Here is a 24,938-nt window from a genome sequence, read left to right as displayed (position 1 = left end):
CCGCAGCGCGGCGCCCCACGGGGCGGCCGCCGGCGGGATTTGTACAACGCGGAGGTTCGGAATCATGGCCACACGTAAGAGGGCTCGCCGCTACGGCCCCAAGGCGGCCCGGAAGGTCGAGCGCGCGATGCACGAGATGAAGCACGGCCAGCTGCGCTCCGGCCGCTCGGGCAAACGAGTCACCAGCCGCAAGCAGGCGATCGCGATCGGGCTATCGGAGGCCCGGCGCGCCGGCGGCAAGGTCCCGGCCCGGCGGCGCAGCCGCTAGCTGGCAGGCCAGCTCTGCGGCTCGCACGGCGAGCCGGTGCGGCAGCGCAAGAGCTCGACCAGCGACTTCTTCACGCCGTCCGCCAGCTCCGCGTGACTCGCGCGGAAGCGCGCCACCGCCGCGTCGTACTCGTCCTCGAGCGTGAACGACGAGTTGTCGGGCGCCACCACGTGGATCGCCCCGGCGTACACCACCGCGCCCGGCTCGACGCGGAAACGCAGCACGTACCAGCGCTGCGCCACGCCGTCGCCGCGAGTGGCAACCATGCGGTAGTGACCGCCGGGAAGAGACACCCAGAAGTCGGCCAGCGGACCCTCGTTGGCCGCCTCCAGCACCACGTCTTTGCCGCTCTCCTCGTGGTGCCAGCGCAGCGTGGCGCGCGCCGGCCCGGCCGTGAACGGTGAGCCGTCGGCGGTGAGCAGCTCCGTGCGCACGATCACGACGCCGTTCGGCGAGCCCGCCGGTGTGTAGCCGGGCGGGATCGTGAACGGGCCCGAGCTGCTGCAGGCCAGCGCGGCGAGCGCAACGAACGCCACGAGCGGCGGCAGCCCCCTGAATCGACTCACAGATTTCAATATAGCTCGAAAGCAGGCGCGGCCAGTCGCGCGCGCTAACTTGCGCGCCCGGGGGGAGTGCGATGATTCGAGTCCTGTCTCTCGGGGTCCTGCTGTGGCTCGCGGCCGGCGCGAGCTTGGCCAAGACGGTGCTCGTGGCCGGGCACGGCACCGACAGCGGCATCTGCGGTACGTCGGCCGCGCCCTGCCGCTCGATCTCACAAGCGATCGCGAATGCGGTCGATGGAGACACCATCTCGGTCGGGCCGGGCTACTACGGCGACCTGGACCGCGACGGTGTGTGGGGCGAGCCGGGCGAGGAGCTCGGGCTCGACAACGCGACGTGTTCCTGCGTGGTGGAGCTGTCCAAGCGAGTCACTCTGATCTCGAAGGACGGCGCGGCCTCGACCGTGATCGACGCCGACGGCGACGACCTCGACGTGATCGCGGTGCTCGCCTCGGGCGCGGGCTCGAAGATCGGCAAGGCCGGCCACGGCTTCACGCTGCGCAACTCGGGCGAGTTCGGATTCTCGGCGCAGCTCGTGCCCCACCTCGACGTCGAGGGCAACGTGGCCGAGCACAACGCCGCCGACGGCTTCAACGTCCGCTCCGACGGCATGATCTCGCGCCAGAACCGGGCGATCGAGAACGGCGACGACGGCTTCACGTTCGTGGGCGCGGGCGGGACCAGCACCGGTGACGTGGCGATCGGCAACTTCGACCGCGGCTTCGTCGTCGAGGGCAGCGACAACCACTTGACCGGGGCCGTGTCGATCGCCAACCGGCAGGGCTTCATCGTGAGTCTCACGTCGGGCCCGACCCGGATCGACAAGAGCGCGGCGCTCGGCAACCAGAACGAGGGCGTGGTCATCTCCGACGGCGTGAACCTCACGCTCACGAGCATGAGCATCGTGGGCAACGACGCGGTGAGCGGCAACAACTGCGGCGTGACGAACAACAGCGCACTCACGATCCACGCCACCAAGAGCTGGTGGGGCGCCGCGACTGGCCCCGGCGCGCTCCCGGCGAACCTGGCCTGCAACCCCGTGCCGGGCTCGGTCACCGACACGTCGGGGTTCCTCAAGAAGGAGCTCCACGTGCTCGCGAAGCCCCTGCGCTAGAAGCAGATCGCCCGCCCTCCGTTGCTCTTCCTATCCTAGGGCTCCGGGACCCTAGGGCTCGGGAACCCAGACCCTGTCCTGCCAGATGTACCTGTACTCTTGGAAGAGCTCCCTCTCGACGTCCTGGGTCACTTCGGGGTGACTCGTCCTGAAGCGCTGAACGATGGCGTCGCAGTCGTCGTGCAAGCTGACGTCGATGTTGTGCCTGAATGCTCCGATGTCCAGGCGGATGTGGATCGTGCCGAGGCACTCGACCGCCCCGGGCCGGATCTGGAACCGCAGCTTCTCGTCCTTGTCCCTGGTCGGTTCGTGGTAGCTGTAGGCCCCCGCCGGCAGCGCAACGTAGAAGTCGACGGTGAAACCGTCACCGACGGGCGAGAGCTTGTACTCCTCCATGCTTCCCTCTCGTTGCAACGTGAGCGCAGCCCGCTTACCGAAGACCGAAGAGACGGGATTTCCTTGTCGGTCCACGAACTCGGCGCGCAGGAGCACGATGCCGCTGCCGTCGCGGCCGAGTGTGTAGCCCTCCGGAAGCGACGGCACCGCCGTCGCCGCGCAACCCGTGACGACGAGCGCGAGAAATGACGAGAGGCCCGACCGAACGAGTCGGCCGGGCCTCGTGGAGAGTGACTGCTCCAGAGAGCGGATCACATGTCGAAATATAGCTCGAACTCGTGCGGGTGCGGCCGCAGCGCCACCGGCGCGATCTCGGCATCGCGCTTGTAGTCGACCCAGGCCTCGATCGCGTCCGTGGTGAACACGTCCCCCTTGAGCAGGAAGTCGTGGTCCTCTTCCAGGTTCTGGAGCGCCTCTTCGAGGCTGCCCGGCATGGTCGGCACCTTCGCGAGCTCGGTCTTCGAGAGCGCGTAGATGTTCTTGTCGAGCGGCTCGCCCGGGTCGATCTTGTTCTCGATCCCGTCCAGGCCCGCCATCAGCATCGCCGAGAAGGCGAGATACGGATTGCAGGTCGGGTCGGGGAAGCGCACCTCGATGCGCTTCGCCTTCGGGCTGGCCGAGTACATCGGGATCCGGATCGAGGCCGAACGGTTGCGGCTGGAGTAGGCCAGGTTCACGGGCGCCTCGAAGCCGGGCACGAGTCTCTTGTAGGAGTTCGTGGTCGGGTTCGAGAACGCGGCGATCGCCTTGGCGTGCTTCAGGATGCCGCCGATGTAGTACAGGCACATCTTCGAGAGACCGGCGTACTCGTTGCCCGCGAACAGCGGCTTGCCGTCCTTCCAGAGTGACTGGTGGGTGTGCATGCCCGAGCCGTTGTCGCCGAACAGGGGCTTGGGCATGAACGTGACGACCTTGCCGGCGCGCTTCGCCACGTTCTTGCACACGTACTTGTAGACCATGAGCTGGTCGGCCATGTCGACGATCGGCGCGAAGCGCATGTCGATCTCGGCCTGACCCGCGGTCGCGACCTCGTGGTGGTGGGTCTCGACGACGATCCCCAGGTCCTCCATCTGCAGCACCATCTCGCTGCGGATGTCCTGCTGTGAGTCGATCGGCGGAACCGGGAAGTAACCTTCCTTGTAGCGCGGCTTGTTGCCCAGGTTCGGGCCCTCTTCGCGGCCGCTGTTCCACTTACCTTCGACCGAGTCGATGTAGTAGTAGCCCTGGTTCTGGCTGGTCGAGAAACGCACGTCGTCGAGGATGAAGAACTCGGCTTCGGGACCCATGTAGCTGGTGTCCGCGATGCCGGTCAGCTTCACGTAGTTGGCCGCCTTCTGGGCGATCTGGCGCGGGTCGCGTCCGTAGGCCTCGCGCGTGATCGGATCGGCGATGTTGCAGATCAGCGAGAGAGTCGGCTGATCGCAGAACGGATCGATGAACGCGGTGCGCGCGTCCGGGATCTGCAGCATGTCGCTGTTGTCGATCGACTTCCAGCCGCGGATCGACGAGCCGTCGAAGCCCAGACCGTTCTCGAACGTGCTCTCGTCGAACTCGTGCAGCGGATGGGTCTTGTGCTGCCACTGCCCGACGAAGTCCACGAACTTCAGGTCGACCAGCTTCACGCCCTCGCTCTTTGCGTACGCGAGAACTTCCTTGGGGGTTCGGTCCTTGTGCATGTTCACCTTTCTCCTCGCGGTCTGTCTCTCAGATCGCGTCTTCGCCGCGATCGCCCGTGCGGATGCGCACCGCCTCGATCACCGGCAATACGAAAATCTTCCCGTCGCCGATGCGACCCGTGTTCGCAGCGGCTTGGATGGCAGTCACGACCTTGGGAATCAGGTCGTCCGGCGCGACGACCTCGAGCTTGATCTTGGGCAGGAAGTCGACCACGTACTCGGCGCCCCGGTACAGCTCCGTGTGGCCCTTCTGCCGCCCGAAGCCTTTGACTTCCGAGACCGTGATCCCCTGTACGCCGATGCCGTTCAGGGCTTCCTTCACCTCGTCGAGCTTGAAGGGCTTGATGATCGCTTCGACCTTTTGCATTCGAGCTTCCGACCTTTCCGCGGCGGCGCGTAGAGCAACGTTTATACCACGCGAAAAACCCCGCGGCGGCGCAGGAGAACGCCTGTCTCCCCGCGTCCGAGCGAGCCTGCACAGAGCTTGAGCCGCCGTGCCCAAGCCCTGTGCAGGGTGCCTCCCCGGAATTCCTAGTCGAAGATGTACGCGACCTGGATGATCCCCTGGTAGTTGTTGTTCGAGAAGTTGGTCTGCGTGTCGTTGTTGCGGCCCGACGGGAACAGGTGGTCGCCGAAGCCGTCGGTGGTCAGCGCGTCGTAGCGCAGCTCGGCGCGCGCCAGCAGGTTCGCGGTCAGCTTGTACGCCAGCGTCCCTGTGAGCGAGTACGCCGACGTGTTGTTGCCGACCACGATGCGGTAGCCCGCCGTGTCGCGCAGCCACTCGCCGCGCACCGCCAAGCTCCACGCGTCGGTGAACGCGTACTGCGTGCCGAGCGCCAGGCCGTACCACACCGGGTCGAGGTTCTTGCCCGCGTTCGGTCCGCCGAAGTAGATCACGTTCTTCTGGATGCCCCAGTCGGCGTTGGCCCAGAAGGTGAGCTGGCTGTTGGCGTTGAAGTTGGCGTTCCAGTCCAGGACCATCGCCGGCGCAGTGCTCGGGCGCTTCACGTTGAGCACGGTGCCGGTGACGTCGGCGAAGCCGGTGTTGCCGTCGGCGCCGTAGTAGCCGGTGAGATACGTGCTGAACGAGCTGTCGCTGTTGCCGTAGTTGAGCTGCCCGAGCAGACCCTTGTTGTCGTTCGTGTCGGTGGAGTTGTTCCAGCCGTTCACGACGGCGCCGGCCCAGCCGATGCCCGTCTCGCCGATCTTCGAGCTCGCCTGGATGCCGGTGTGCACCAGCGGGATCGCGTAGGTGAACAAGAGACCGTGAGTCACGTTCTTGTTCGCGATCGAGTCGATCACTTCGTAGCCGAGCAAGGTCTCCCACTGTCCGAACTTCAGGAGCACGTTGTCCCAGTTGTACTGGACGTTCATGTCCTGGATGTAGAAGCCCTCGTTCGCCATGGTGCCGACGGGGTACAAGCCGCGGGTACCGCCGAGGATCAGCGCGTTGGTGCCGTAGGTCAGATCGAGCTGGAAGCCGACGTCACCCGGGTTCGCCGCGGGGCGCGTCAGCTCGATCTTGGCCGCGTCGAGGTTGAACGTGTTGTGGTCCACGTTGAACTGGTTCGTGGCGTTGGCAAAGAGCGGGTTGTCCGGGTTGTTGAACGAGTACTCGTACGAGGCGGCCACGAAGCCGTTGACCTGCACGGTGTTCAGGAACGCATCGAGCTTGCTCGGCTCGGTGCCCGCGGAGACGGCAGGCGTTGCCTGCTGCTTGAGCATCGCCTCCTGCTCGTCGATGGTTTTCTGACTCGCTGCGAGCTTGTCCTCGAGCTGAGTGATCCGCGACTCCATCGCGGCCATGCGCTGGTCCGCGGCTGAGTCCGCGAGCGCAAGTTGCGGCGCAATACAGAGCAGCGTCGCTGCGATCGCTGCGGTGGTCGGTCTCTTTCTCATCGCCCTCCCTCCCATGGGATCGACCGCCGCATGGCGGTCGCGGGGGTGTCCCCAAAGGCGTCGGGTGCAACGAGCGTGCCTTGGTGTCTCGCGCCGTCAGCGCGCAAGTAATTCGCGATGGCGGGCGAGGGTGCGCGGAGTGTGTGCAGGGTCGAGCTCGGAAGCGAGCTGCAGCACGTCCTGCCAGGTGTCGACGTCGTGGTGCGCGGGCAGGAGCTCACAGGCGAGCCCGAGCTCGCGCGCGCGCGCGAGCGTGGCCGCGAGCACGCTCGCGCGAGACAGCTCGAGCTCGAACAGCGCGTCGTTGGGGGTGGACTGACCGATCAGGTTGTACCCACCGTCCCGATCGGGGCACAGAACGACCGGCGAGTGATCGAGCGCCGCGAACGCGGCCTCGACGCGCGCGAGCGGCAAGGTCGGGCTGTCGGTGCCGCGCAGCACCATGCGCTCGAAGCCCTCCGCCGCGTGGGTGCGGAAAGACTCCCGCATGCGTTCCGCAAGGCTCGCGCCGCGTTGTGCAACGCGGCGATAGCGCGACGGCGCGTGCGCCGCGAACCAGGGCTCGGCGTCGTCGGGCGTGAACCAGAGCGCGAGCTCGCAGTCGGGCGCGCGCGCATGCTGGTCGAGCACGTCGAGCAGCATGGCTTCGTAGAGCCCGGCCGCGCGCTCGGGAGTCAGCGGCGGCGAGAGCCGCGTCTTCGCCGCACCCGGCACGGGCGCCTTCGCGAACAGCGCGAGCACTCGCCGGGCCATGCAGCGAGTATAGTGAGCGCATGACTCGCAGCGTCGCTGGGGTGGCTCTGTGCGCGCTGCTCGCGCTCGCGGCCTGCGACCGCCCGCAGGGCGAGCCGCCCGCGAGCACGGCGCCCGCGCGCGACGAGGACCTCGGCCGGCTCGTGCCGTCGCTCGTCGATTCCATCCAGGCCAAGCAGGCGAGCTTCGTCATGGACCACGTCTCGACCGGCTTCAAGGAGGACGGCGGGCTCGACTACTACGACGTGCGTTCGCTGGTCGAGACCGCGGCGCTGCGCAGCGAGGCGGTCGGCGCGCGGCTCGAGAGCAGCCAGCTGACGGCCGAGCCCGACGGGCGCCAGCGCGTGAGCGCGCGCGTGTCGTTCGCGCTCGGCCAGAGACTCGCGCCGGGCGAGGCCTTGCCCGAGGGCGCGGTGGTCTACGCGATCGAGGTGGTGTTCGCGAAGAACGGCGCGAAGTGGCAGGCGGTGGGCGGCCGCTACCGCCGTGAGGTGCCGCCAGTGACTTCGGCGGGCACACCGTCGATGGCCACGCGCTGACCCGCGTGCGCGTGCTCGACCTTGAGATAGGCGAGCGCGATCGCGCCCGTGGCGTCGGAGCGCGCCGCTGAAGTGACCTGGCCGACGGCGCTGCCGTCCACGCTCACGGAGGCGCCGGGAGTCACGGCCGAGTCGGCGCGGAGCAGCACCAGCACGCGATTCACCGCGCCGCGCGAGGCGATGCGCGCCACGATCTCCTGCCCGATGTAGCAGCCCTTGCTGAACGAGATCGCGCGCTCCAGCCCCGCCTCCTGCGGGAAGTTGCGCGCGCCGACGTCGCGGCCGAGCAGCGGCAGGCGCGCGTCGATGCGCAGCACCTCGGCGGCCTCCTCGGCGAGCTCGGGCAGCGCGAGCGCGCGCTCGAGCTCGGCGGCGAGCGCCCGCGGCACGATCGCGCGCAGGCCATCGGCGGTGAGCGCGCCCTGCGCGATCCACAGCACGGCCTGACCCGCGAAGTCGGCCCGCGCGAAGCGGCCGGGCTCGGGCACGGCGCCCCCGACGCGGCGCGCGGCGTCGCGCGCCTCCGGCCCCTCGAGCGCGAGCCAGGCCTTTGCCTCACTCAGGCTCGCGAAGGCCACGTCGTCGGCGATCACGTGCTTCTCGAGCAGCGCGCAGAGCTCGGCCTCGACCCCGGGCGCGATGTCGAGCAGGAGTGACTCCGGCTCGGCCAGCACGCACAGCTCGGCCAGCACGTGGCCCTTGCGGTCGAGCTGCAGCGCCGGCGCGGCGCCGCCGGCCGGCAGCTTCGCCACGTCGGCGGTCAGCATGCCGTTCAGGAAGCGCACCCGGTCGGCGCCGGTCGCGCGGACCAGCCCGCGTCCCGGCAGGCGGCGGAACGCGGCGCGCGTGCCGGTGATCGCCTCGAAGCTGTGGGGCATGCGGGAAGAGTAGCGCCTACGCCGCTCGGGCGAGCCGGACCTGCAGCGCCTTCCAGCGCTCGAGCATCTTCTCCACGATCTCCAGATCGGCTTCGTTGTCGACGTCGATCGCGGCGCCGCCCAGCTCGGTCGTGACCGTGCGGAAGCGCGTGCGCAGGAGCGCGCTGGCCGCGCGCTCGATCGCCGACAGCGGCACGAAGTGGCGCACGCGGTCCGCAGCCTCGAGCCGGCCCCGCCGGTGCAGGACGCCCGCCAGGTGGATCATGAAGTAACAGCCGAGCACCCACAGATTGCGCCACTCGCGGCGGATCACGCGCCAGGCGAGCCGCACCTGACTCAAGAGCTCCTTCTGGTACCGGTTCTCGTACATCTCGTCGACGTAGTGCCGGTTGCCCATCTTGAGCGGCCGCACCCAGTGCAGGTTGTTCTGGCGCAGCCGGCCCTCGCGCAGGTTGAAGTAGGCCATCTCGACGCCGGGCGCGCCGTCGTGAGGCGCGAAACGCGCCAGCGCGCTCTCGGGCGAGAGACCGACCACGTAGTCAGCGCCCGATGCCTCCGCGCGTGCCACGAACTCGGAGATCTCCTCCGGGATCACCAGCGGAATGTCGGCCGGCACCACCAGCACCGGGTGGTTGGCGTCGGTGCGGCCCGGCGCCAGCGTACGCAGAAATGTGTACCACACGTTGGCGTACAGGCTGTCGCGCTGAGGCACGATGTGCACCGGCCGGCCGCGCGCCGCGGAGAGCGACAGGCAGCCGTACTCGGCCACCGCGGCCGCGAGCCGCGTCGGGTTGCCCACGAGATACACCTCGGACACCTCGGGCGTGTGCAGAAGCGCTTCGAGCACGTGCACGAACATGGGCTTGCCCGCGACTTCCACGAAGGCTTTGCTGCCGCCGCGCACGGCCCGGCTCGCGCTGCGATCGCCGGCCACGAGGATCGCCTGGATGGCCATTCGCCACAGATAGTGTCTCGTGTCGGGGAAAAGTGATAGGGGCGCTCGGCTGCCGTTTGCTTGCGCACGACTGCTTCGTGCAGACTTGCGCGCAACTCGTGAAGGAGCCCCCATGCCCACCCTGCTGGCCACGCTGAAGGTCAAGAAGGACAAGATCGAGGAGGCCAAGGAAGGCTTCCGCAAGCTCAGCGCGCAGGTGCGCGCCAACGAGCCCGGAACCCAGGCCTACGTGTTCCACCAGCGCAAGGACGACCCGTCGGTGTTCGTGGTGTACGAGAAGTACGCCAGCGACGAGGCCTTCAAGAAGCACGGCGAGAACCTGCGCGCCAACCCGGGCGCCCTGGCCGGCGTGCTCGAAGGCCGGCCCGAGCTCGTCTTCCTCGACGAGGTCTGACGCCTCCTCACGCTCCGCACAGAGCCAATCCGCGCGGGGGCAGGCCGAGCGAAGGCCGCCCTGAGCGAGGCCCGCAAGGGGCGAAGCATGGGTAGGGTGCCCATGCGATCACAGGTCAGCCCCGCGCAGTGAGCCGCAGGCGAACGTAGTCAGTGAGCCAGCGTGGGGCGCATGGCGACCCCGCGGTCGCCGGCGGCGAACAGCGCACTGATCTCCGAGGGGCGCAGCGCCGAGCGCCACATCGCCACGGAGCCGATGCTGCCCTTGAAGAAGTAGCCCGTGCTGTCCTTCACGCGCCCGCCGATGCGCAGCGCGCGCGGCACGTCGGATTGCGACGGCACGCCCACGGCCGAGCCCGCGACCTGCACGCCGTTCACGTACAGCGTGAGCTGCCGGCTCGCCGTCTTCACTGCGGTCACGAAGTACCAGGTGTCTCCGTTCTTGCTGAGCGAGAGACCGGCCGGCGAGGAGATGCCGCGCGTGCGGCCGAACAGGTCACTCACTTCCACCGCGAAGTGACCGTCGGCGTCGATCGTGAGCGAGATCCGGTCCAGGCCCAGGTTCGAGTTCTGGCCGTTCAGGTCGAGGATGTAGCGGGGCTTCGAGTTGAGCCCGAGCTTGGCGGGCCGCACCCAGGCGCCGACCGACCAGGTGTCGGCGAGCCCGTACTGCTTCAGCGTGAAGGCGCCGAGCGCCTCGGCCTTGCCGTCCAGGTCGACCGTGGCGGCGCTCGAGCCGCCCTGCGTGACGTCTTTCGCGTTCAGGCCCTTGGCGTCCTCGTAGGCGTCGATGCCGCCGCTCGCGGCGAAGTCGCGGCCCAGGTCGTCCAGGTCCCAGCCCGGCTTCCACCAGTGCGCGAGCGACGACTCACTCGTGTAGCCGGTGGCCGGCGGCGGCGGCGGCACCGGATTCGAGGGTGGCGGCGCGGGCTGCGTGGGCGGAACCGTCGGCGGCGGGGCCGGCGCCGCGGGCGGCACGCCGTAGCCCGGGGGCGCGCCGTCGGGAGTCACGGGCACCACCACCAGGTCGTCCCAGTGATTCCCGGCGTTGCTCGAGCTGTATACGCCGATCCGACCGCTGGAGACGCTCTCCAGGTCCGCGTCCCAGCAGTCGGTCTGGAAGCTGGCCGGCGGCGGGGTCTGGTCGGGCCAGAGCGACGCGCGCACGCGGTTGCGCCCGTCGAAGCGGGTCACACGCACGCGGAAGCGCAGCCACTCGCCGGCGGCACCCGCGACTCCGGTCGAGATCGTGCCCACACACGCGAGAGACCCGGTGCCGTTCTTCGAGAGCACGTACGGCCGCGAGCCGGAGCGCGAGAGCACGTAGCCGAAGGCCGCGTCGGGGTACTGCGAGAGCACGGTCACGCCGGCTTTCCCGCCCAGCGAGTCGCTCTCGATGCGGCCCGAGTAGTCGTAGGAAGACCAGCTCGCGGAGCCCGGGCTCACCAGCGTCGCGTTGAGCTCGAGCGCGCTCGACGCGACGCCGAGTGTCTCGGCTCCGTCCGCGGCCTGCGCCGCGGCGAAGGTCGACGCGTCGCCGGCGCCGGGCACGCCCGACCCCGAATCGACCCAGCCCGCCGGGTCGGCGCCGGGCGCGTAGGAGTCGAAGCTCTCGCTGTAGAGCGCGCCGGGCGGCGCGCTGGCCGTGAGCACGCCGATGTTCGAGTTCGCGGACTCGCGGCCGCTCGCATCGTAGGAGCGCAGCGCCATGTAGTAGTCGCGCGTGTCGTCCAGGCCCTGCACGGTCACACGAGTGACTCCCGAGGCGGCCGGCGCTCCCAGGTCGATGCGGGTCAGGTTCTGACCGCTCTGGACGTCGCTCGCGCTGGCGCCGTGGTAGAGCGCCGCGCCGACGACGTTCGGGTCCGCGGGGCTGAGGTAGGAGACCACGACGGAACGCTGGCCCGCGGCGGCGCGCGAAGCGGCCACGACCATCGAGATCCACAGCATCGCAGCGACGAGTCCCCGAACTCGCCGCGTCCCCTCACCCATCGAGACCCCGCGAAATTGACGGCGTCGGAGGCTAACGTCTGGTCTACCCACCGGTCGTGACGGGAATCACCCCATGCTGAGAAATCTGGGCCTCGCAGTTCTGTCACTCGTCGTCGCGCTCGCGCTCTGCGAGGGACTGCTCCGGCTGTTCGGCGCCGGCGTGCTGCCGCGACCGGACCTGTACCTCGACGACCCCGTCGTCGGAAAACGCATGCGTCCGGGCTGGAGCGGCGACGAGTTCGAAGCTCCGGTGAAGATCAACTCGAAAGGGTTGCGCAATCCGGAAATCTCCTACGAGAAGCCCGAGGGCACCTACCGCGTGCTCGCGCTCGGCGACTCCTGGACCTTCGGCTTTCGCATGAACGAGCCGGACGCGTATCCGAGACAGCTCGAGCGCATCCTGCAGGGCTCGGCGGCCAAGCGCGGTGACCCGCGTCGGATCGAGGTGATCAACGCCGGCGTCGTCGGTTACTCGACCGACCAGGAAGCCGCGTATCTCAAGTCCGAGGGCTGGAAGTACTCACCGGACCTGGTGCTGGTGAACTTCTACCCGGTGAACGACACGCACAACAAGCTGTACAAGTACCAGCGGCGCATGGCGCTGCGCGACCTGCACCCCTGGCTGCTCGCGCTGTACGAGTGGCCGCAGCAGCTCTACCTGCGCCAGTTCATCAAGGGCGCGCGCCGCACGCTGAAGGAGAAGATCGGACGGGCGCGGGTCCACGCGGCCGCGAAGATCGGCGTCGAGGACAAGGGCGGGCGCGCGCTCGCGGAGAACGACTGGACCGGTGACTACCGCCCGGGCGTGCGCGGCTGGGAGGCGGTGCGCACCGCCTTCAACGACATCGGCGAGCAGGCGCGCGAGCACCGGGTGCCGGTGGTGGTGGTGCTCCTGCCCGACGCCCAGGACATCGGCCGGTACAAGGACCGCTACCACCCCAAGATCGCGCCCATGGTCGAGGCTGCGGCGAAAGAGGCGCGCCTGGGCTGGTTCGACCTCGAGCCGACCTTCGAGCCCTATCAGGGGAAGGAGGACGAGATTCTGTTCCGCCGCCAGCGCCATCCGAACGGGGCGGGCTACGGGATCATCGCCCAGGCCGTCGCCAACGAGCTCGACCGGACCTTCCTGGCGCCGACGAGCAAGGCGGTGGTGGAGATGAGCGGGATCGAACCGCCGACCTCTGCGTTGCGAACGCAGCGCTCTCCCAGCTGAGCTACATCCCCACGGGGGATCGGTACGGTAAGCCCCCGGGCGGGCGCGTGCCAGCACGCGATTCGCTGCAAGACCGGTCCGGAATCGCCGATACGCAAGACCGATGTCTGGACGCGCGATCGGCATCGACCTCGGCACGCTGAACAGCTGCGTGGCGGTGGTCGAAGAGGGGAAGGTCGTCGTGCTCGCCGACGAGGCGCGCACGACCATTCCGTCGTGCGTCGCGATCCAGGGCGACCGCGAGCTCGTCGGCGCCGCGGCCAAGCGCCAGGCAGTCAGCGCGCCGCAGTCGACCATCCTCGCGGTGAAGCGCCTGATCGGCCATCCGTTCGACTCCGACGAAGTGCGCGCCGCGGCCAAGCGGCTGCCCTACGCGCTGAAGGCGAGCCCGCTCGGCAGCGTGCTGTTCGAAGTGGCCGGCAAGGAGCTCACGCCGGTCCAGGTCTCGGCCAAGATCCTGCAGAAGGTACGCGAGGTCGCGGAGCACAACCTCGGCGAGCCGGTGAAGCAGGCGGTGATCTCGGTCCCCGCGCACTTCAACGACGTGCAGCGCAAAGCCACGAAGCTCGCCGCCGAGTACGCGGGCCTCGAGGTGCTGCGCCTGATCAACGAGCCGACCGCGGCCGCCTTCGCCTACGGCTACAAGAAACACAAGGACTTCACGCTCGCGGTCTACGACCTGGGCGGCGGTACGTTCGACGTCACGATCATGCGCGCGCGCGGCGACACCTTCGAGGTCGTCGCGACCGACGGTGACTCGTATCTCGGCGGCGAGGACTTCGACTACGCGATCGCCGAGTGGCTCGAGCAGGAGTTCAAGAAGGAGTTCAACCGCGATCTCTCCAGCGACCCCTCGGCGCGGCTGCGCCTGAAGGAGGCCGCCGAGAAGGCCAAGGTCGAGCTGTCCGACGTCGAGACCACCTCGATCCAGCTGCCGTTCTTCACGCGCATGCCCGACGGCAGCCGGCCGAACTTCGAGCGCACGCTCACGCGCGCCAAGCTCGACGAGCTGTGCCGCCCGCTGGTGCAGCGCACGCTCGAGCTGTGCGAGCGCTGTATCTCGACCGCTCGCGTGGTGAAGAACGAGATCGGCGAGATCCTGCTGGTCGGCGGCCAGAGCCGCATGCTCTCGGTGCGCGAGGCCGTGAAGAAGTTCTTCGGCCGCGAGGCGCGGCGCGACATCAACCCCGACGAGGTGGTGGCGATGGGCGCGGCGCTCTACGCCTACTCACTCACCGCCGACACCCTGAAGGAAGAGGCGGTCGACGCCGCCGAGGACGCCTACGCCGTCGCGCTGCGCGAGACGGCGGTCGCGCGCAAGATCCTCGACGAGGTCCAGCAGCTGCGCTCGAAGCCGCTCGACGACCAGGGCCTGGCGGCGCGCCTCTCGACCCTGCTCAAGGCGACCGAGGGCGACGGCCCGGTCCCGACCCAGTTCGGCGTCACCCAGGGCGGCCCGGTCAGCACGCTCGGCCCGATCACCTTCGGAGTCAGTGAGCCCGAGGAGCCGAAGGCCCCCGCGCCGCCGAAGGTCGAGGCGAAGGCGCCCGACGCGCCGAAGACCAAGACGAAGACCAAGGCCAAGACCCAAGCGGCTCCGCCCGCGCCCGCCGCACCCGCGCCCGATCCCGGCCCGAAGACCCAGACGAAGACCAAGGCCAAGCCCGATCCCGGCACGAAGAAGAAGGCCGCCGCGAAGAAGGCGCCGAGCGAGTTCAGCGAGCTGATCGAGCGCGGCAAGGTCGCCGAATCCGACCTGCCCGAAGCGGTGAAGGGGCTGAAGGACGAGCTGCTGCAGATCGACTACAAGGCCGCGGAGCTGATCGAGAAGCTCGCCGACGAGCTCCCGACCGGCGCCGCCGCCGAGCTGCTCGACATGGCCAAGGAGCGCCTGCAGGAGAGCGTGGCCGCCGCCAAGGGCGCGCAGGAGCAGGTGGTCGAGAACCTGAAGAGCGCCGTCGAGCACAAGAACGCACGGCGCGTGAACCTGCGCGACGTGACTTCGCTGCCGCTGGGCATCGCCTCGGTCGGCGACCTGTTCACGGTGCTGATCGACCAGAACGTGGTGGTGCCCACCGAGTACCAGCGCGTGTTCACCACCAATCAGGACGGACAGGCCGAAGTCGAGATCCGCGTGTTCCAGGGCCGCTCGAAGGCGGTGCACGACAACCAGCTGCTGGGCTCGTTCATCCTCGAGGGCATCGCGCCCGCGCGGCGCATGGAGCCGAAGATCGAGGTCGCCTTCCGCATCGACGAGAACGGCATCCTGCACGTGCGCGCGCGCGACGCCGAGTCGGGCGCGCAGCAGGGCCTGCGCATCGAGGACCCGCTCGGCCTGCAGCAGGTCGAGCCGCCGGCGGAGGAGGAAGCTCCGGCCGAGGACGCGCCCAAGCCGTTCGAGCTCGAGCGCTAGCCCGCGAAGCTACGAGCGGGCCTTCTTGCCGAGCTCGCCCGCCGGGTGCCGGCGCGCGTAGTCGTCGCGCGTGAAGCCCTTCGATTCCTGGAGCTGGACCGAGAGCGCGGCCAGCACCAGCACCTGGGCCAACACGCTGGCGCGCGGCGCGAGCCCGAGTGAGTCGCCCTCTTCGCCCACGCCGACCTCGAGCACGGCGTCGGCCGCGCGCCCCAGCGGTGAGTCGCGCCGGGCGGTCACGGCCAGGATGCGCGCGCCGAAGCGCCGCAGCGCCTCGACCGCGTTCAAGAGCTCGTCGGTCGTGCCGCTGTTCGAGATCGCGATCACCACGTCGCCGGGATGCATCTGGCCGACGCTGCCGTGAGACACCTCGGTGCCGTGCAGGAACGCCGCGGGTGTGCCCGTGCTCGAGAGCAGCGAAGCCGCGTATCTCGCCACGTGCTCGGGCTTGCCAATGCCGGTCACGTGCACGCGCGCGCCCGCGCTCTCGGCGGCGTGGATCAGCTCGGCGGCGGCGGCGAGTGACGCGCGGTCGAGCCGCGCGGCGGCGGCGGCCACCTCGCGTGGGGCGACCTCGAGGAAGCGCGCCACGGCGCGCTCGGTCTCGCCCTGGTCGGGGCCGAGCGGCGCGAGCCGCAGCTCGCTCCCGCCCAGCGCCGCATAGAGCTCGGCCACGCGCAGGCGCGCCGGTCCCGGCCGGTCGGGGAAGGCGCCGATCTGCTCGCAGCAGGCCGCCCCACAGGCGTTGCCCAGCCGCGCCGCGCTCTCGAGATCGAGGTCGTGGGTGATGCCCGCGAGCAGACCGCCCAGAAACGCATCGCCCGCGCCGGTGGTGTCGACCACGTTCACCGAGGCGGCGGGCGCGATCGCGACCTCGCCCGCGCGGAACAGGAGTGACCCGGCCGGGCCGAGCGTGAGCGCGACCAGCTTCGCGCCCGTCTTCTCGGCCAGCTCGCGCGCGCGCGCTCGGGCCGAGCCTTCGGCGACGATTCCGTCCAGCGCGGCGAGCGAGGGCTTCAAGACGTCGGCCAGGCCCAGCACGGCGTGGAGGTCCGCCTCGCTGCCCAGTGCCGGCACCGCGTCGCCCAGCGGCACGTCGAGGTCCACCACGGTGCGCGCGCCGGCCGCGCGCGCGATCTCGAGCACGCGGCGCGCGGTCGCGAGCGGCACCTGCGAGACCTCGGTGGTCACGATCGCTGCGCTCTCGATGACCGCGCGGTGTCGGGTCGCGATCTCCTCGGGAGTCAGCTCGGCGGTTGCGCCGCGCGCCATGTAGATCGCGCGTGCACCGTCGGGATCGACGTAGATCTGCGCGAACGACGACGCGCTGCCGGAGAGATCGATGTGCTGCTCGATCCCGAGCCGCTCCATGCCCGCGCGCAGGAAGCGGCCGTTGGGGTCGTCGGCCTGCTTGCCGAAGATCGCCGTGCGCAGGCCCAGCACGCGCGCCCAGCCCAGGTGGTTCAGCGTGACTCCGCCGACCTGGCGCTGCGCCACGCGCCCGCTGGCGTCGGCGCGCAAGAGACCCTTCTCCTCGGCCGCGACGATGCGCTTGGCGAAGTGGATCTCGTCGACCACCATGCTGCCGGTGCCGGCGACGTCGTAGCGCGCGGGGCTCACGGCTCCTCCGCGGCGGCCGGGTCGGAGCGCCAGCGCGCGGGCAGCGCCGCGGCCAGCTCGTCGTCGAGCTTCTCGAGCGCCGCGTCGAGCTGCGCCGCCTGCTCGCGCGACAGCGCGGCCGTGCCCTTCGCCACCGAGTCACTCGACAGCACGCCGCGCCGGAACAGGCCGCGCTTCAGCGCCGCGAGGCTGCGCTTGCCCTCGGGGAAGCGGTAGCTGTCCGAGAACTTCCGGAAGAGTGACTCGAGCTGGTCCATGCGCTCCACGTCGCCCGCCGACGCCACGCGCCAGGCCCGCTGCCACTCGCGCGGATACAGGTTCGCAGGCCCGCTCACCACGCCCGAGGGCAAGAGGTCGTGCAGGAGGAAGCGGTTCCAGTGCTCGCGCAGCGCACCCCAGAACCCGGTGCGCGGCCTCATCATGCGCAGGATCTGCAGCGCGTCGCCCACGTAGATGTCGAACGAGCCCAGGTCCCGGAACTGGCGCGCGGCCTTGGTGTAGTGACCCAGCCGGCGCGGCGGCGCGGACACCTTGATGCCGCGCACGAAGTCGAGCCGCGACATGGCCTTCACCGCGCGCGTGCGCAGGTGCTGCTCCCTGGCCACCGAGATGTCGGCGTTGTCGTACAGGAAGATCGGCAGCCTGCGGTCGCGCGCGTCGAGCAGGTCGGCGACGTCGCGCTGCAGGAAGCGCACCGGGTCGCCCACGTCTTGTATGGCGAGCGGCGCGATCACGCCGGCGTGCGCGCCGATCTCGAGCGCGAGCTCGAGTGTCTCGAGCGTCTCGTTGCGCGTCGGGGCCGTGAGCCCGACCCAGGCCTCGACCGGCTGCTCGCCGGCCCGCACCAGGCGTGACTCGTGCTTCTTGGTCTCCTCGACCGACACGCGGATCACGCGCTGGCGGCGCGCGCGGTCGAGCTTGTTCCACTCGCCGGTGGTGCCCATCACGAACAGCACGTCGGCGCCGCGCCCGTTCTGGATCAGGTAGCGCACGAGCCGGCGCTGGCCCGCGTCGTCGGGCTCGCCGTCGGGCAGGAGACACGACACGATCGGGATCGAGAGTCCGCGCCGCGCTGCGTAGTTCTCGAGCGTGTGCACGCTTCGACTCTACGTCCCCTGATCGCGCGGATCCAGCGCGTCGCGCAGGGCATCGCCGAGCAGGTTGTAGGCGGTCATGGTCACGAAGATCGCCACGCCGGGGAACACGGCGAGCCACCAGGCCTGGTAGTTGGACTGCGCGACGGCCAGGATCGAGCCCCAGGTCACGATGTGAGCCGGGACGCCGATGCCCAGGAACGACAGCCCCGACTCGGTGAGGATCGCCCCCGACACGCCGAACGACATGGCCACCAGCACGGGCGCCACGGCGTTGGGCAGCACGTGGCGCAGCATCACGCGCAGGTCCGACGCGCCCAGGCTCTGCGCCGCGGCGACGAAGTCCGACGCGCGCACCCGGAGAAACTCACTCCGGATGAGGCGCGCGATCCCGACCCAGCCGGTCACGCCCAGGATCGCCATCACCAGGTAGATCGAGGGCGGGAAGGTCGCCGCCACGATCAGGATCAGGAAGAAGGTCGGAATCGCGATCATCACCTCGATCAGGCGCGACAGCGCCAGATCGACGATCCCGCCGTAGTAGCCGGCGAGCGCGCCCAGGGCGATGCCGATCGTGGCCTGGATCGCGACCACCACCAGGCCGATCGTGAGTGACACGCGGATGCCGTGCAGCATGCCCGCGGCCACGTCGCGCCCGAGCCCGTCGGTGCCGAGCCAGTGACTGCGCGAGGGCGGCTGGAACACGTCGCCCATGATGTTCGGCACGGTGGGGCTGTACGGGATCGGTGGCCAGAGCGCGGCCTCGGCGCGCTCGGCGAGCGCGTCGAAGCGCTGGTTCAAGAGCGCGTCGGGCCACTGGCACAGCCCCAGCGAGACGCCGTAGTCGAGCGCGATCGGGTAGTAACGGACGCCATCGAGCTTCAGGTAGTAGGGCTTGTCGTTCGCGATGAAGTCGGCCGCGAGCGCGAGCACGAACAGCGCCAGGATCACGCGCATGCCGAACACGCCGCGCCTGCGGCGCAAGAACTCGCGCTGCAGGCGTCGGCCCGCGCTCTCCGGGGCGGCCATCAGGCGGTGGTTCTCGTGAACGTGATGCGCGGATCGACCACCGCCAGCAAGAGGTCGGCGATCAACAGCCCGATCAGCGTGAGTCCCACCGATGCGCCGAACAGCGCCAGCACCACCGGATAGTCGCGCGCCAGTACCGCCTGGTAGCCGAGCTGGCCCAGCCCGGGGATCGAGAAGATCTGCTCGATCAACACCGACCCGCCGATCAGACCCGGCAGCACGCCGGCCACGATCGTGACCATGGGAATGAGTGAGTTGCGCAGCATGTGCTTGAGGATCACGCTGCGCTCGGGCACGCCCTTGGCGCGCGCGGTGCGCACGTAGTCCTGGCGCGCGTTGTCGAGCATCGACGAGCGCAGGTAGCGCGAGAGCTCCGTGTAGCTGCCCAGCGTCGTCACGAACAGCGGCAGCGCGAGGTGGTTCATGAGGTCGCCCACCCGCTGCCAGAACGGCCACTCGGGGCTGAACGCCACCGAGTGCAGGCCGGCGGGCGGGAACCAGGCGAAGTAGTCACCGCCGCAGAAGAACACGATCAAGAGCACCGCGATCCAGAACCCCGGCACCGAGTAGAGCGCGAAGAGTGACACGGTCAGGAACTGGTCGAGCCGCGTGCCCGGACGCACCGCCGAGTAGATGCCGAGCGGCACGGCCAGCAGGTAGGTGATGAACAGCGCGGCCAGGTCGATCCCGACCGTGATCGGCAGCCGGTCGCGGATCTTGTCCCACACCGGAGCGCGGTCCTTGAGTGACTGGCCGAGCTCGCCGGTCGCGAAGCCGCCGAGCCAGCTCGCGTACTGCACGACCAGCGGCCGGTCGAGCCCGAGCTCGTGGCGCAGCGCCGCCTTCACCTTCTCGGCGTCGGCCATCTTCTGCGTGCTGATGCCGGTCTGCCCCGACATAAGCCCGCCCGAGAGCGCGAGCTCCACCGGGTCACCGGGCGCGAGCCGCATGATGGCGAAGCCGATGAAGTTGATCGCGACGAAGGTCGGGATCATCAGCAACAGGCGCCGCAGCGCGTAGGCGAGCAGCGCGGGGCTCATCAGTGGTACTTCTGCTCGACCGTGGGCACCCACCATTCGGCCTCGACGCTGCCGCCGGCGGGATACCAGGTGACTCCGTGGAAGCGCTTGTCGTAGGCCGCGAGTGACTTGTTCGCGTACACGAAGGTGTACGGCTGCTCGTCGTACAGGATCTCCTGGAAACGGTCGTACAGCGCCTTGCGCTTGGCCGGGTCGAACTCCGTGCGGTAGTCGGTGAGGATCCGATCCACCTCGTCGTTCTTGTACGAGATCATGTTCGAGCCGCCCTCGACCGCCTGCGAGGAATGCCAGATCTGGTACAGGTCGGGCGGCTGACTCCCGCCCGAGGTCCAGCCGAGGATCACGGCGTCGAACTGGTGGTGTTTCACGCGCTCGAGCAGGATCGACCAGTCGACCGCGCGCAGGCTGGCGTCGATGCCCGCGCGCTTCAGCTCGTCGATCACCACCAGGCCCAGATTCTTGCGGTCCTCGTTGCCGGAGTTCGACAGGAGCTCGAAGCGCAACGGCATGCGGCCGCCGTGGCCGTCGTCGTGGTCGAGCACGCCGTCCTTGTCGGAGTCGCTCCAGCCGGCGTCGGCGAGCAGCTGCTTCGCCTTCGCGGGGTCGAACGGCCACGGCTTCAGGTTCTGGTTGTACTCCGGCCGGGCGGGATACACGGGTGACTCGACCGGGTCGGCCAGTCCGAGCTGAAGCTTCTGGCAGATGTTCTTCTTGTCGACCAGGTACGAGAGCGCTTGCCGCACGCGCTTGTCCTGGAAGATCGCGAGCTTCTCGTTCCAGCCGAAATACACGTAGCCGCCCGAGCGGTCGACGTGCTTCTCGACGTGCTCGAGGAACTTCGGCTCGTTCATCTGCTTCAGGAACTGCACGGGCCGCGGGCCGTACACGTCGACCGTGCCCGCCTTCAGCGCGACCAGCGCCGCGTCGGGGTCGTTGATGATGCGGAACACGATCCGGTCCACGTACGGGTCGCCGAGCTCGGAGTGGCCCGCGGCCCACGAGACGCGCCGGCGCAGCTCGACCTTCTCGCCGGTCACGTAGTCGCGCGCGGGGTTCTCGAGCACCATCGCGCCCGGCCCGAGCGGGCTGCGGTTGTAGTTCTCGTTGAATTGCTTGGCGAAGCGTTCGGCGCGGTCCTTCTTGTCGGCGGGCAGCTTGTCGTAGTCGTTCAGCTCCGCGACCGAGATCCCGTCCAGCAGGTTGTCGGGGTCGTAGTAGTGGCGCGGGATCGGCTGCACGCCGCCCAGCGCCCAGTCGTTCAGGAAGTACGGCTTCGAGAGCGTGAAGCGCACCACGTTGGGCTGGGGCGAGTCGACGTTGGCCACGGACTCGAAGTAGTTGCGCTGCGCCGGCGCGTTCACGCGCGGGTGGCGGATCGCCTTCATGGTGAAGACGACGTCCTCGGCGCCGAGCGGCTTGCCGTCGCTGAAGGTGACGTCGTCGCGCAGCGTGTAGACGTACTCCAAATGGTCGGCCGAGGTCTGCGGCAGGGCCTTCGCGATCGCGGGCCGCAGCTCGAGCGTCGCGGGGTCGACGTACATCAGCGACGGAAAGATCCAGCCGAGAATGGCCGACGCGCCGGCCTCGTTCGAGGTCAGTGGGTTCAGATTCTCGGGGTCTGCCAGGAAGTGGAAGACCAGCCAGTCACCGCGCACGGGAGTCTCGTGCGTCTGGGCCGCCGGCGCAGCGCCCTGTGCGGGCGCGGTCTCTCCACCCGCAGGCTTCTTCTCGCTCGGGCCCCCACAGGCCAGAGCGCAGGCAGTCAGCGCGAGCAGAAGGCCGCGCGTCCGAGCTCGTCGCATCTCATCCCCTCGAAAAATGAGCGGCCGGAATCATGCCGCGCCGCAAAAGGCCTCGCACGACTTCGGTGCCGCGCTATGATGGAAACAACTCTCCCCCCTCGCGAGGGTTACATGGAGCGCAACGGACCGCGGGCCGGATCGGAACGGCGCGGCGTGCCACTCGATCTGGTGATCCGCGGCGACAAGGGCGGGGCGGGTGAGACGATTCGCGTCTGGCTCGACGAGACGGGAATCCACTTCCACTCCGAAGGCTCGCGCGCCGAGGGTCATCTGCCCTGGGCCGTTGCGATCGCCATGTCGCTCCTGCCGCCGGATGTGCCGCGCGCTGGACTGATCGAGGCCGCGTAGCCGTTGATCTCTGCACTCTTCGTCCTGTTGGGCTTCACGCTTGGGCTCGGATGCGCTGCCTTCGCGTTCCGCCGCGCGCGCAGCGCCGCGGGCCAGCCGGTGGTCGCGGTCGCGGAGCCCGAGCGCAAGCCGCTCACGCCGGTGCGCGAGCCGGTCGCCGAGCCACCCGAGGAGCGCGCGGCTGCGCCGCATCTGATCGCGCTGGTGGGCGACGCCATCCGCGAGCCATTGCGCCTCCTGCGCCGCGCGAGTGACCCGCCGGCCGAGGCGATCGCGCGCCTCGAGCGCATCGCCTGGCAGACGCGCATGCTCGTGTCGCGCCCGCGCCCGATGCGCGCCGCACCGACGTCGCCGGTCTCACTGCTGCAGGAGGCGGCCGAGCAGATCCCGCTCCTGCGCGACGGCTCGGTCGGCGCGTCGTGGAGCCTCTTGAACCGCCAGCCCGTGTACGTCGACGCCGAACGGCTGCGCGGCGCGTTCCGCGCGCTGCTCGAGTCGGGCTCGGAGCTCGCGGGGCCCGGCGGCCGGGTCGGCATCAAGATCCTCCAGGGCAAGGTCCCCGGCTTCCCCGTGCAGATCGAGATCGAGATCGGGCGGCGCGGCGTCGAGCTCGACCCGCTGGTGCTGTTGGTGACTCGCCACCTGGTCGAGAGTCAGGGCGGCCGGCTCGAGCTCGACGGCAACGTGACTCGCGTGCTGCTGCGCAGCAACGCCGCGGACCCGGCCGTCGCGTCGGTGGCCTAGGCCGGACTGACTCGGTCAGACGCCGTCGAACAGATCGGCGAGTGACACGCCGAGCGCGGTCGCGAGCTTGCGCAGCGTGGCGACCGAGGCCGCGCTCTTCCCGAGCTCGATCTGCGAGATCAGGCTCACCGAGAGCGCGGTCTTGTTCGCGAGCTGGCGCAGGGTGAGCGAGCGGCCTTTGCGCAGCGAGCGGATGCGCGCGCCCAGCATCTGGTTCACGCGCTCCTCGGCGTCGACGATGAGACCCTTCTCACGAATCGCTCGCTCCATCACGGAGCGCAGCTCCTGCAGGTCGAAGGGCTTCTGCAGGTAGTCGAACGCGGCGGCCTTCATGGACTCGACGGCGGTCTGGACCGACGGGTAGCCGGTCATCACGATCACGCAGATGTCGGAGTCGATCCCGCGCAGCTGGCGCAGGAGATCGACGCCGTCGACGCCGGGCAGCCGCACGTCGAGCAGGACGAGCTGGTGCCGCCCCTGCCGGACCTCGAGCAGCGCGTCGGCCGGCTTCGAGACGGTCGTGACCTTGAAACCCTCGCGCGTGAGGAATTCCCGCAGGTACAGGCAAATGTCCTCGTCGTCGTCGACGACGAGAACGCGCAGCTTCATGCGCTGAGGCACGGCTCGGAAGTGTAACCGTCTCTCGCCCGCGAAGTCAGAGAAAAATCATGAGCGGCCCTCACCGGGCCTTCGCCGCAGGCGAGGCCTGGACCCAGCCGGGCGACAGCTCGGCCGCCCCGAGCGTGATGGCGCTGACGCTGTCGACGGTGAGTGTCGCGACGCTGCCCGAGTCGTCGGCGAGCTCGATGCGCTTGGGAAAGCGGATCTTCCCGAACGCCTGCCAGTCGTCGTACGACGCGCGCGTGACCTTGCCCTGCACCAGCCGGCGCAGCTCGAGCGCGGGCTTCTGGATCCACAGCTGGCCCGAGCCGGCGCGGCCGCCCAGCACCCAGCAGTCGCCGTCGCCGCAGCGCGCGAGATCGTTCTGCTGGGCGTCGACGCCTTCGGAGCCCAGCCAGCCGCGCAGCTCCGACTCGCGGCGCATGACGAGCGGGGCGAGGTCCGGGACCCAGGCGGGCGCGGGCAGAACCGTGCCCGCGGTGGCTTTGCCGCCGGCGAGCAGCCAGCGCCCGCCCTTCTCGTCCCACACGCGCGCGCCGAGGTCGGGGTGCAGCTCGATCACCAGGCTCGTGGGCGCCTTCGAGTCGCGCGCGCTGAGCCTGGCTTCGACGTGCAGCGGCGTGCGGCTCGCGCGGGTCTCGGCCAGCATGCCCACGACCCGGTCGCCGGGCAGCACGTAGGCGAGCCAGGCCAGCGCCAGGACGCGGAGCAGCGGACTCACTTGAGCCGGCGCAGCGCGCGGCGGCCCGCGAAGCGGGCGCCCGCCCCGAGCTCGGACTCGATGCGCAAGAGCTGGTTGTACTTGGCCACGCGGTCCGAGCGCGAGAGCGACCCGGTCTTGATCTGGCCGCAGGCCGTGCCCGCCGCGAGGTCCGCGGTCGTGGTGTCTTCGGTCTCGCCCGAGCGGTGCGACATGACGCAGGTGTAGCCCGCCGCTTCCGCCACGGCCATGGTCTCGAGTGTCTCGCTCAGGCTGCCGATCTGGTTCACCTTGACCAGCACCGAGTTGGCCACGCCGCGGCGCACGCCCTCGCGCAGGATCTTCTGGTTGGTCACGAACAGATCGTCGCCCACCAGCTGGATCTGGCTGCCCAGCGCATCGGTCAGCGCCTTCCAGCCGTCCCAGTCACCTTCGGCCAGGCCGTCCTCGATCGACACGATCGGATAGCGAGACACCCAGTCCTGGTACAGGCGCACCATCTCGTCGCGCGTGCGAGTCACTCCCTCGCCCTCGAGCACGTACTTGCCGCCGTCGAAGAACTCGCTGGCGGCCACGTCGAGGCCCAGGTGCACGTCCTGACCCGCGCGGTAGCCGGCGCGCTCGACCGCCTTGAGCAGCATCTCGACCGCGGCCTCGTTCGAGTCGAGGTCGGGCGCGAAGCCGCCTTCGTCGCCCACGCCGGTCGCGAAGCCCGCGCCGTGCAGCACCTCGCGCAGCGCGTGGAAGATCTCCGCGCCCATGCGCAGACACTCCGAGAAGCTCGGCGCGCCCGTCGGCAAGAGCATGAACTCCTGGAAGTCGACCTTGTTCTCGGCGTGCGCGCCGCCGTTCAGCACGTTCATCATCGGCAGCGGGAGCAGCGGCTCCCG

At 69.6% G+C, this 24,938-nt stretch carries 25 protein-coding genes and 1 tRNA gene; 7 read left to right on the top strand and 19 right to left on the bottom strand.

The window, feature by feature from the left end:
* Window positions 1-64 precede the first annotated feature (64 nt).
* Window positions 65-268, top strand: coding sequence for a DUF6496 domain-containing protein (locus VMR86_09165; GenBank protein HTO07214.1), 204 nt, complete (start codon window positions 65-67; stop codon window positions 266-268).
* Here the strand turns inward: VMR86_09165 and VMR86_09160 are convergent.
* Window positions 265-834, bottom strand: a complete 570-nt coding sequence (locus VMR86_09160) for a hypothetical protein (protein ID HTO07213.1) — start codon at window positions 832-834, stop codon at window positions 265-267. The two genes, VMR86_09165 and VMR86_09160, sit on opposite strands and share 4 nt — an antisense overlap.
* 71 nt (window positions 835-905) lie before the next feature.
* On the opposite strand from VMR86_09160, the gene VMR86_09155 reads away from it, so the two are divergent.
* Entirely contained in the window at window positions 906-1,943 is a 1,038-nt protein-coding gene (locus VMR86_09155) for a hypothetical protein (GenBank protein HTO07212.1), read from the top strand.
* Between the two features lie 51 nt (window positions 1,944-1,994).
* Here the strand turns inward: VMR86_09155 and VMR86_09150 are convergent, their stop codons facing one another.
* The 5 genes from VMR86_09150 to VMR86_09130 form a co-directional block, all read right to left on the bottom strand.
* Window positions 1,995-2,594 carry a hypothetical protein gene (locus VMR86_09150; protein ID HTO07211.1) on the bottom strand — a complete coding sequence of 200 codons (600 nt, stop codon included), beginning with the start codon at window positions 2,592-2,594 and terminating at the stop codon, window positions 1,995-1,997.
* Entirely contained in the window at window positions 2,591-4,015 is a 1,425-nt protein-coding gene (gene glnA / locus VMR86_09145; protein ID HTO07210.1) for a type I glutamate--ammonia ligase, read from the bottom strand. Before glnA ends, VMR86_09150 begins: the two co-directional genes overlap by 4 nt.
* Before the next feature lie 28 nt (window positions 4,016-4,043).
* Window positions 4,044-4,382 (bottom strand): P-II family nitrogen regulator, encoded by a 339-nt coding sequence (locus tag VMR86_09140; protein HTO07209.1) that lies wholly within the window; start codon window positions 4,380-4,382, stop codon window positions 4,044-4,046.
* A gap of 164 nt (window positions 4,383-4,546) precedes the next feature.
* Window positions 4,547-5,812: an outer membrane beta-barrel protein gene (locus VMR86_09135; protein ID HTO07208.1), complete on the bottom strand. Its 1,266-nt coding sequence runs from the start codon at window positions 5,810-5,812 to the stop codon at window positions 4,547-4,549.
* 198 nt (window positions 5,813-6,010) lie between these two features.
* Window positions 6,011-6,667 (bottom strand): TIGR04282 family arsenosugar biosynthesis glycosyltransferase, encoded by a 657-nt coding sequence (locus tag VMR86_09130; protein ID HTO07207.1) that lies wholly within the window; start codon window positions 6,665-6,667, stop codon window positions 6,011-6,013.
* Between the two features lie 20 nt (window positions 6,668-6,687).
* Here VMR86_09130 and VMR86_09125 point away from each other — a divergent pair, with 20 nt between their 5' ends.
* Window positions 6,688-7,206: a hypothetical protein gene (locus tag VMR86_09125; protein ID HTO07206.1), complete on the top strand. Its 519-nt coding sequence runs from the start codon at window positions 6,688-6,690 to the stop codon at window positions 7,204-7,206.
* On the opposite strand, the gene VMR86_09120 is transcribed toward VMR86_09125, so the two are convergent.
* Complete coding sequence (locus tag VMR86_09120; GenBank protein ID HTO07205.1) at window positions 7,146-8,084, bottom strand: glycine cleavage T C-terminal barrel domain-containing protein; 939 nt, start codon at window positions 8,082-8,084, stop codon at window positions 7,146-7,148. The genes VMR86_09125 and VMR86_09120 overlap by 61 nt on opposite strands.
* A 16-nt stretch (window positions 8,085-8,100) precedes the next feature.
* A complete protein-coding gene (locus tag VMR86_09115; protein HTO07204.1) occupies window positions 8,101-9,039 on the bottom strand; it encodes an NTP transferase domain-containing protein in 939 nt (312 codons plus the stop codon).
* 112 nt (window positions 9,040-9,151) lie between these two features.
* On the opposite strand from VMR86_09115, the gene VMR86_09110 reads away from it, so the two are divergent.
* Entirely contained in the window at window positions 9,152-9,433 is a 282-nt protein-coding gene (locus VMR86_09110) for an antibiotic biosynthesis monooxygenase (GenBank protein ID HTO07203.1), read from the top strand.
* 149 nt (window positions 9,434-9,582) lie between these two features.
* Here VMR86_09110 and VMR86_09105 read toward each other — a convergent pair whose 3' ends face one another.
* From VMR86_09105 to VMR86_09095, 3 genes are all read right to left on the bottom strand, one after another.
* A complete protein-coding gene (locus tag VMR86_09105) occupies window positions 9,583-11,382 on the bottom strand; it encodes a LamG domain-containing protein (GenBank protein HTO07202.1) in 1,800 nt (599 codons plus the stop codon).
* Between the two features lie 562 nt (window positions 11,383-11,944).
* Window positions 11,945-12,487, bottom strand: coding sequence for a hypothetical protein (locus VMR86_09100; GenBank protein HTO07201.1), 543 nt, complete (start codon window positions 12,485-12,487; stop codon window positions 11,945-11,947).
* Between the two features lie 85 nt (window positions 12,488-12,572).
* A tRNA-Ala gene (locus VMR86_09095) sits at window positions 12,573-12,648 on the bottom strand.
* A gap of 92 nt (window positions 12,649-12,740) precedes the next feature.
* Between VMR86_09095 and VMR86_09090 the strand changes: the two genes are divergently transcribed.
* Window positions 12,741-15,050: an Hsp70 family protein gene (locus VMR86_09090; protein HTO07200.1), complete on the top strand. Its 2,310-nt coding sequence runs from the start codon at window positions 12,741-12,743 to the stop codon at window positions 15,048-15,050.
* A 9-nt stretch (window positions 15,051-15,059) separates the two neighbouring features.
* Here VMR86_09090 and VMR86_09085 read toward each other — a convergent pair whose 3' ends face one another.
* From VMR86_09085 to VMR86_09065, 5 genes are read right to left on the bottom strand one after another with little or no spacing between them, the layout of a single operon-like run.
* The gene (locus VMR86_09085; protein HTO07199.1) at window positions 15,060-16,670 is read right to left on the bottom strand and encodes a PfkB family carbohydrate kinase; all 1,611 of its coding nucleotides are present in this window, start codon (window positions 16,668-16,670) and stop codon (window positions 15,060-15,062) included.
* Window positions 16,667-17,767: a dihydrodipicolinate synthase family protein gene (locus VMR86_09080; protein HTO07198.1), complete on the bottom strand. Its 1,101-nt coding sequence runs from the start codon at window positions 17,765-17,767 to the stop codon at window positions 16,667-16,669. Before VMR86_09080 ends, VMR86_09085 begins: the two co-directional genes overlap by 4 nt.
* Before the next feature lie 9 nt (window positions 17,768-17,776).
* A complete protein-coding gene (locus VMR86_09075; GenBank protein ID HTO07197.1) occupies window positions 17,777-18,793 on the bottom strand; it encodes an ABC transporter permease in 1,017 nt (338 codons plus the stop codon).
* Window positions 18,793-19,833: an ABC transporter permease gene (locus VMR86_09070; GenBank protein HTO07196.1), complete on the bottom strand. Its 1,041-nt coding sequence runs from the start codon at window positions 19,831-19,833 to the stop codon at window positions 18,793-18,795. The genes VMR86_09075 and VMR86_09070 overlap by 1 nt, the downstream gene beginning before the upstream one ends.
* Window positions 19,833-21,635, bottom strand: a complete 1,803-nt coding sequence (locus tag VMR86_09065) for a peptide-binding protein (GenBank protein HTO07195.1) — start codon at window positions 21,633-21,635, stop codon at window positions 19,833-19,835. The genes VMR86_09070 and VMR86_09065 overlap by 1 nt, the downstream gene beginning before the upstream one ends.
* A 153-nt stretch (window positions 21,636-21,788) precedes the next feature.
* Between VMR86_09065 and VMR86_09060 the strand changes: the two genes are divergently transcribed.
* Both VMR86_09060 and VMR86_09055 read left to right on the top strand, forming a co-directional pair.
* On the top strand, window positions 21,789-21,983 hold the full coding sequence (locus VMR86_09060) for a hypothetical protein (GenBank protein HTO07194.1): 195 nt from the start codon (window positions 21,789-21,791) through the stop codon (window positions 21,981-21,983).
* A 3-nt stretch (window positions 21,984-21,986) separates the two neighbouring features.
* On the top strand, window positions 21,987-22,727 hold the full coding sequence (locus tag VMR86_09055; GenBank protein HTO07193.1) for a hypothetical protein: 741 nt from the start codon (window positions 21,987-21,989) through the stop codon (window positions 22,725-22,727).
* A 15-nt stretch (window positions 22,728-22,742) separates the two neighbouring features.
* Here the strand turns inward: VMR86_09055 and VMR86_09050 are convergent, their stop codons facing one another.
* The 3 genes from VMR86_09050 to VMR86_09040 all read right to left on the bottom strand — a co-directional run.
* A complete protein-coding gene (locus VMR86_09050) occupies window positions 22,743-23,336 on the bottom strand; it encodes a response regulator (GenBank protein HTO07192.1) in 594 nt (197 codons plus the stop codon).
* A 70-nt stretch (window positions 23,337-23,406) separates the two neighbouring features.
* Window positions 23,407-24,069 carry a hypothetical protein gene (locus VMR86_09045; GenBank protein ID HTO07191.1) on the bottom strand — a complete coding sequence of 221 codons (663 nt, stop codon included), beginning with the start codon at window positions 24,067-24,069 and terminating at the stop codon, window positions 23,407-23,409.
* On the bottom strand, window positions 24,066-24,938 hold an 873-nt coding region (locus tag VMR86_09040), incomplete at its 5' end, for a phosphopyruvate hydratase (protein ID HTO07190.1). The genes VMR86_09040 and VMR86_09045, both read right to left, overlap by 4 nt.

It is taken from the genome of Myxococcota bacterium, from assembly GCA_035498015.1.
Lineage (GTDB): Bacteria > Myxococcota_A > UBA9160 > SZUA-336 > SZUA-336 > VGRW01.
The sequence above is the reverse complement of the archived record's forward strand: the minus strand, read 5'-3'. Positions and strand labels throughout refer to the sequence as shown.

Excerpts from the sequence above, each read along its gene's own strand:
- VMR86_09065 (HTO07195.1), bottom strand. The coding sequence starts at position 21,635 with ATGCGACGAGCTCGGACGCGCGGCCTTCTGCTCGCGCTGACTGCCTGC.
- VMR86_09165 (HTO07214.1), top strand. The coding sequence starts at position 65 with ATGGCCACACGTAAGAGGGCTCGCCGCTACGGCCCCAAGGCGGCCCGG.
- VMR86_09125 (HTO07206.1), top strand. The coding sequence starts at position 6,688 with ATGACTCGCAGCGTCGCTGGGGTGGCTCTGTGCGCGCTGCTCGCGCTC.
- VMR86_09090 (HTO07200.1), top strand. The coding sequence starts at position 12,741 with ATGTCTGGACGCGCGATCGGCATCGACCTCGGCACGCTGAACAGCTGC.
- VMR86_09100 (HTO07201.1), bottom strand. The coding sequence starts at position 12,487 with ATGGCGCTGGCGGCGGAACAGAATCTCGTCCTCCTTCCCCTGATAGGG.
- VMR86_09075 (HTO07197.1), bottom strand. The coding sequence starts at position 18,793 with ATGGCCGCCCCGGAGAGCGCGGGCCGACGCCTGCAGCGCGAGTTCTTG.
- VMR86_09115 (HTO07204.1), bottom strand. The coding sequence starts at position 9,039 with ATGGCCATCCAGGCGATCCTCGTGGCCGGCGATCGCAGCGCGAGCCGG.
- VMR86_09070 (HTO07196.1), bottom strand. The coding sequence starts at position 19,833 with ATGAGCCCCGCGCTGCTCGCCTACGCGCTGCGGCGCCTGTTGCTGATG.
- VMR86_09130 (HTO07207.1), bottom strand. The coding sequence starts at position 6,667 with ATGGCCCGGCGAGTGCTCGCGCTGTTCGCGAAGGCGCCCGTGCCGGGT.
- glnA (HTO07210.1), bottom strand. The coding sequence starts at position 4,015 with ATGCACAAGGACCGAACCCCCAAGGAAGTTCTCGCGTACGCAAAGAGC.
- VMR86_09050 (HTO07192.1), bottom strand. The coding sequence starts at position 23,336 with ATGAAGCTGCGCGTTCTCGTCGTCGACGACGACGAGGACATTTGCCTG.
- VMR86_09135 (HTO07208.1), bottom strand. The coding sequence starts at position 5,812 with ATGGAGTCGCGGATCACTCAGCTCGAGGACAAGCTCGCAGCGAGTCAG.
- VMR86_09155 (HTO07212.1), top strand. The coding sequence starts at position 906 with ATGATTCGAGTCCTGTCTCTCGGGGTCCTGCTGTGGCTCGCGGCCGGC.
- VMR86_09140 (HTO07209.1), bottom strand. The coding sequence starts at position 4,382 with ATGCAAAAGGTCGAAGCGATCATCAAGCCCTTCAAGCTCGACGAGGTG.
- VMR86_09110 (HTO07203.1), top strand. The coding sequence starts at position 9,152 with ATGCCCACCCTGCTGGCCACGCTGAAGGTCAAGAAGGACAAGATCGAG.
- VMR86_09120 (HTO07205.1), bottom strand. The coding sequence starts at position 8,084 with ATGCCCCACAGCTTCGAGGCGATCACCGGCACGCGCGCCGCGTTCCGC.
- VMR86_09105 (HTO07202.1), bottom strand. The coding sequence starts at position 11,382 with ATGCTGTGGATCTCGATGGTCGTGGCCGCTTCGCGCGCCGCCGCGGGC.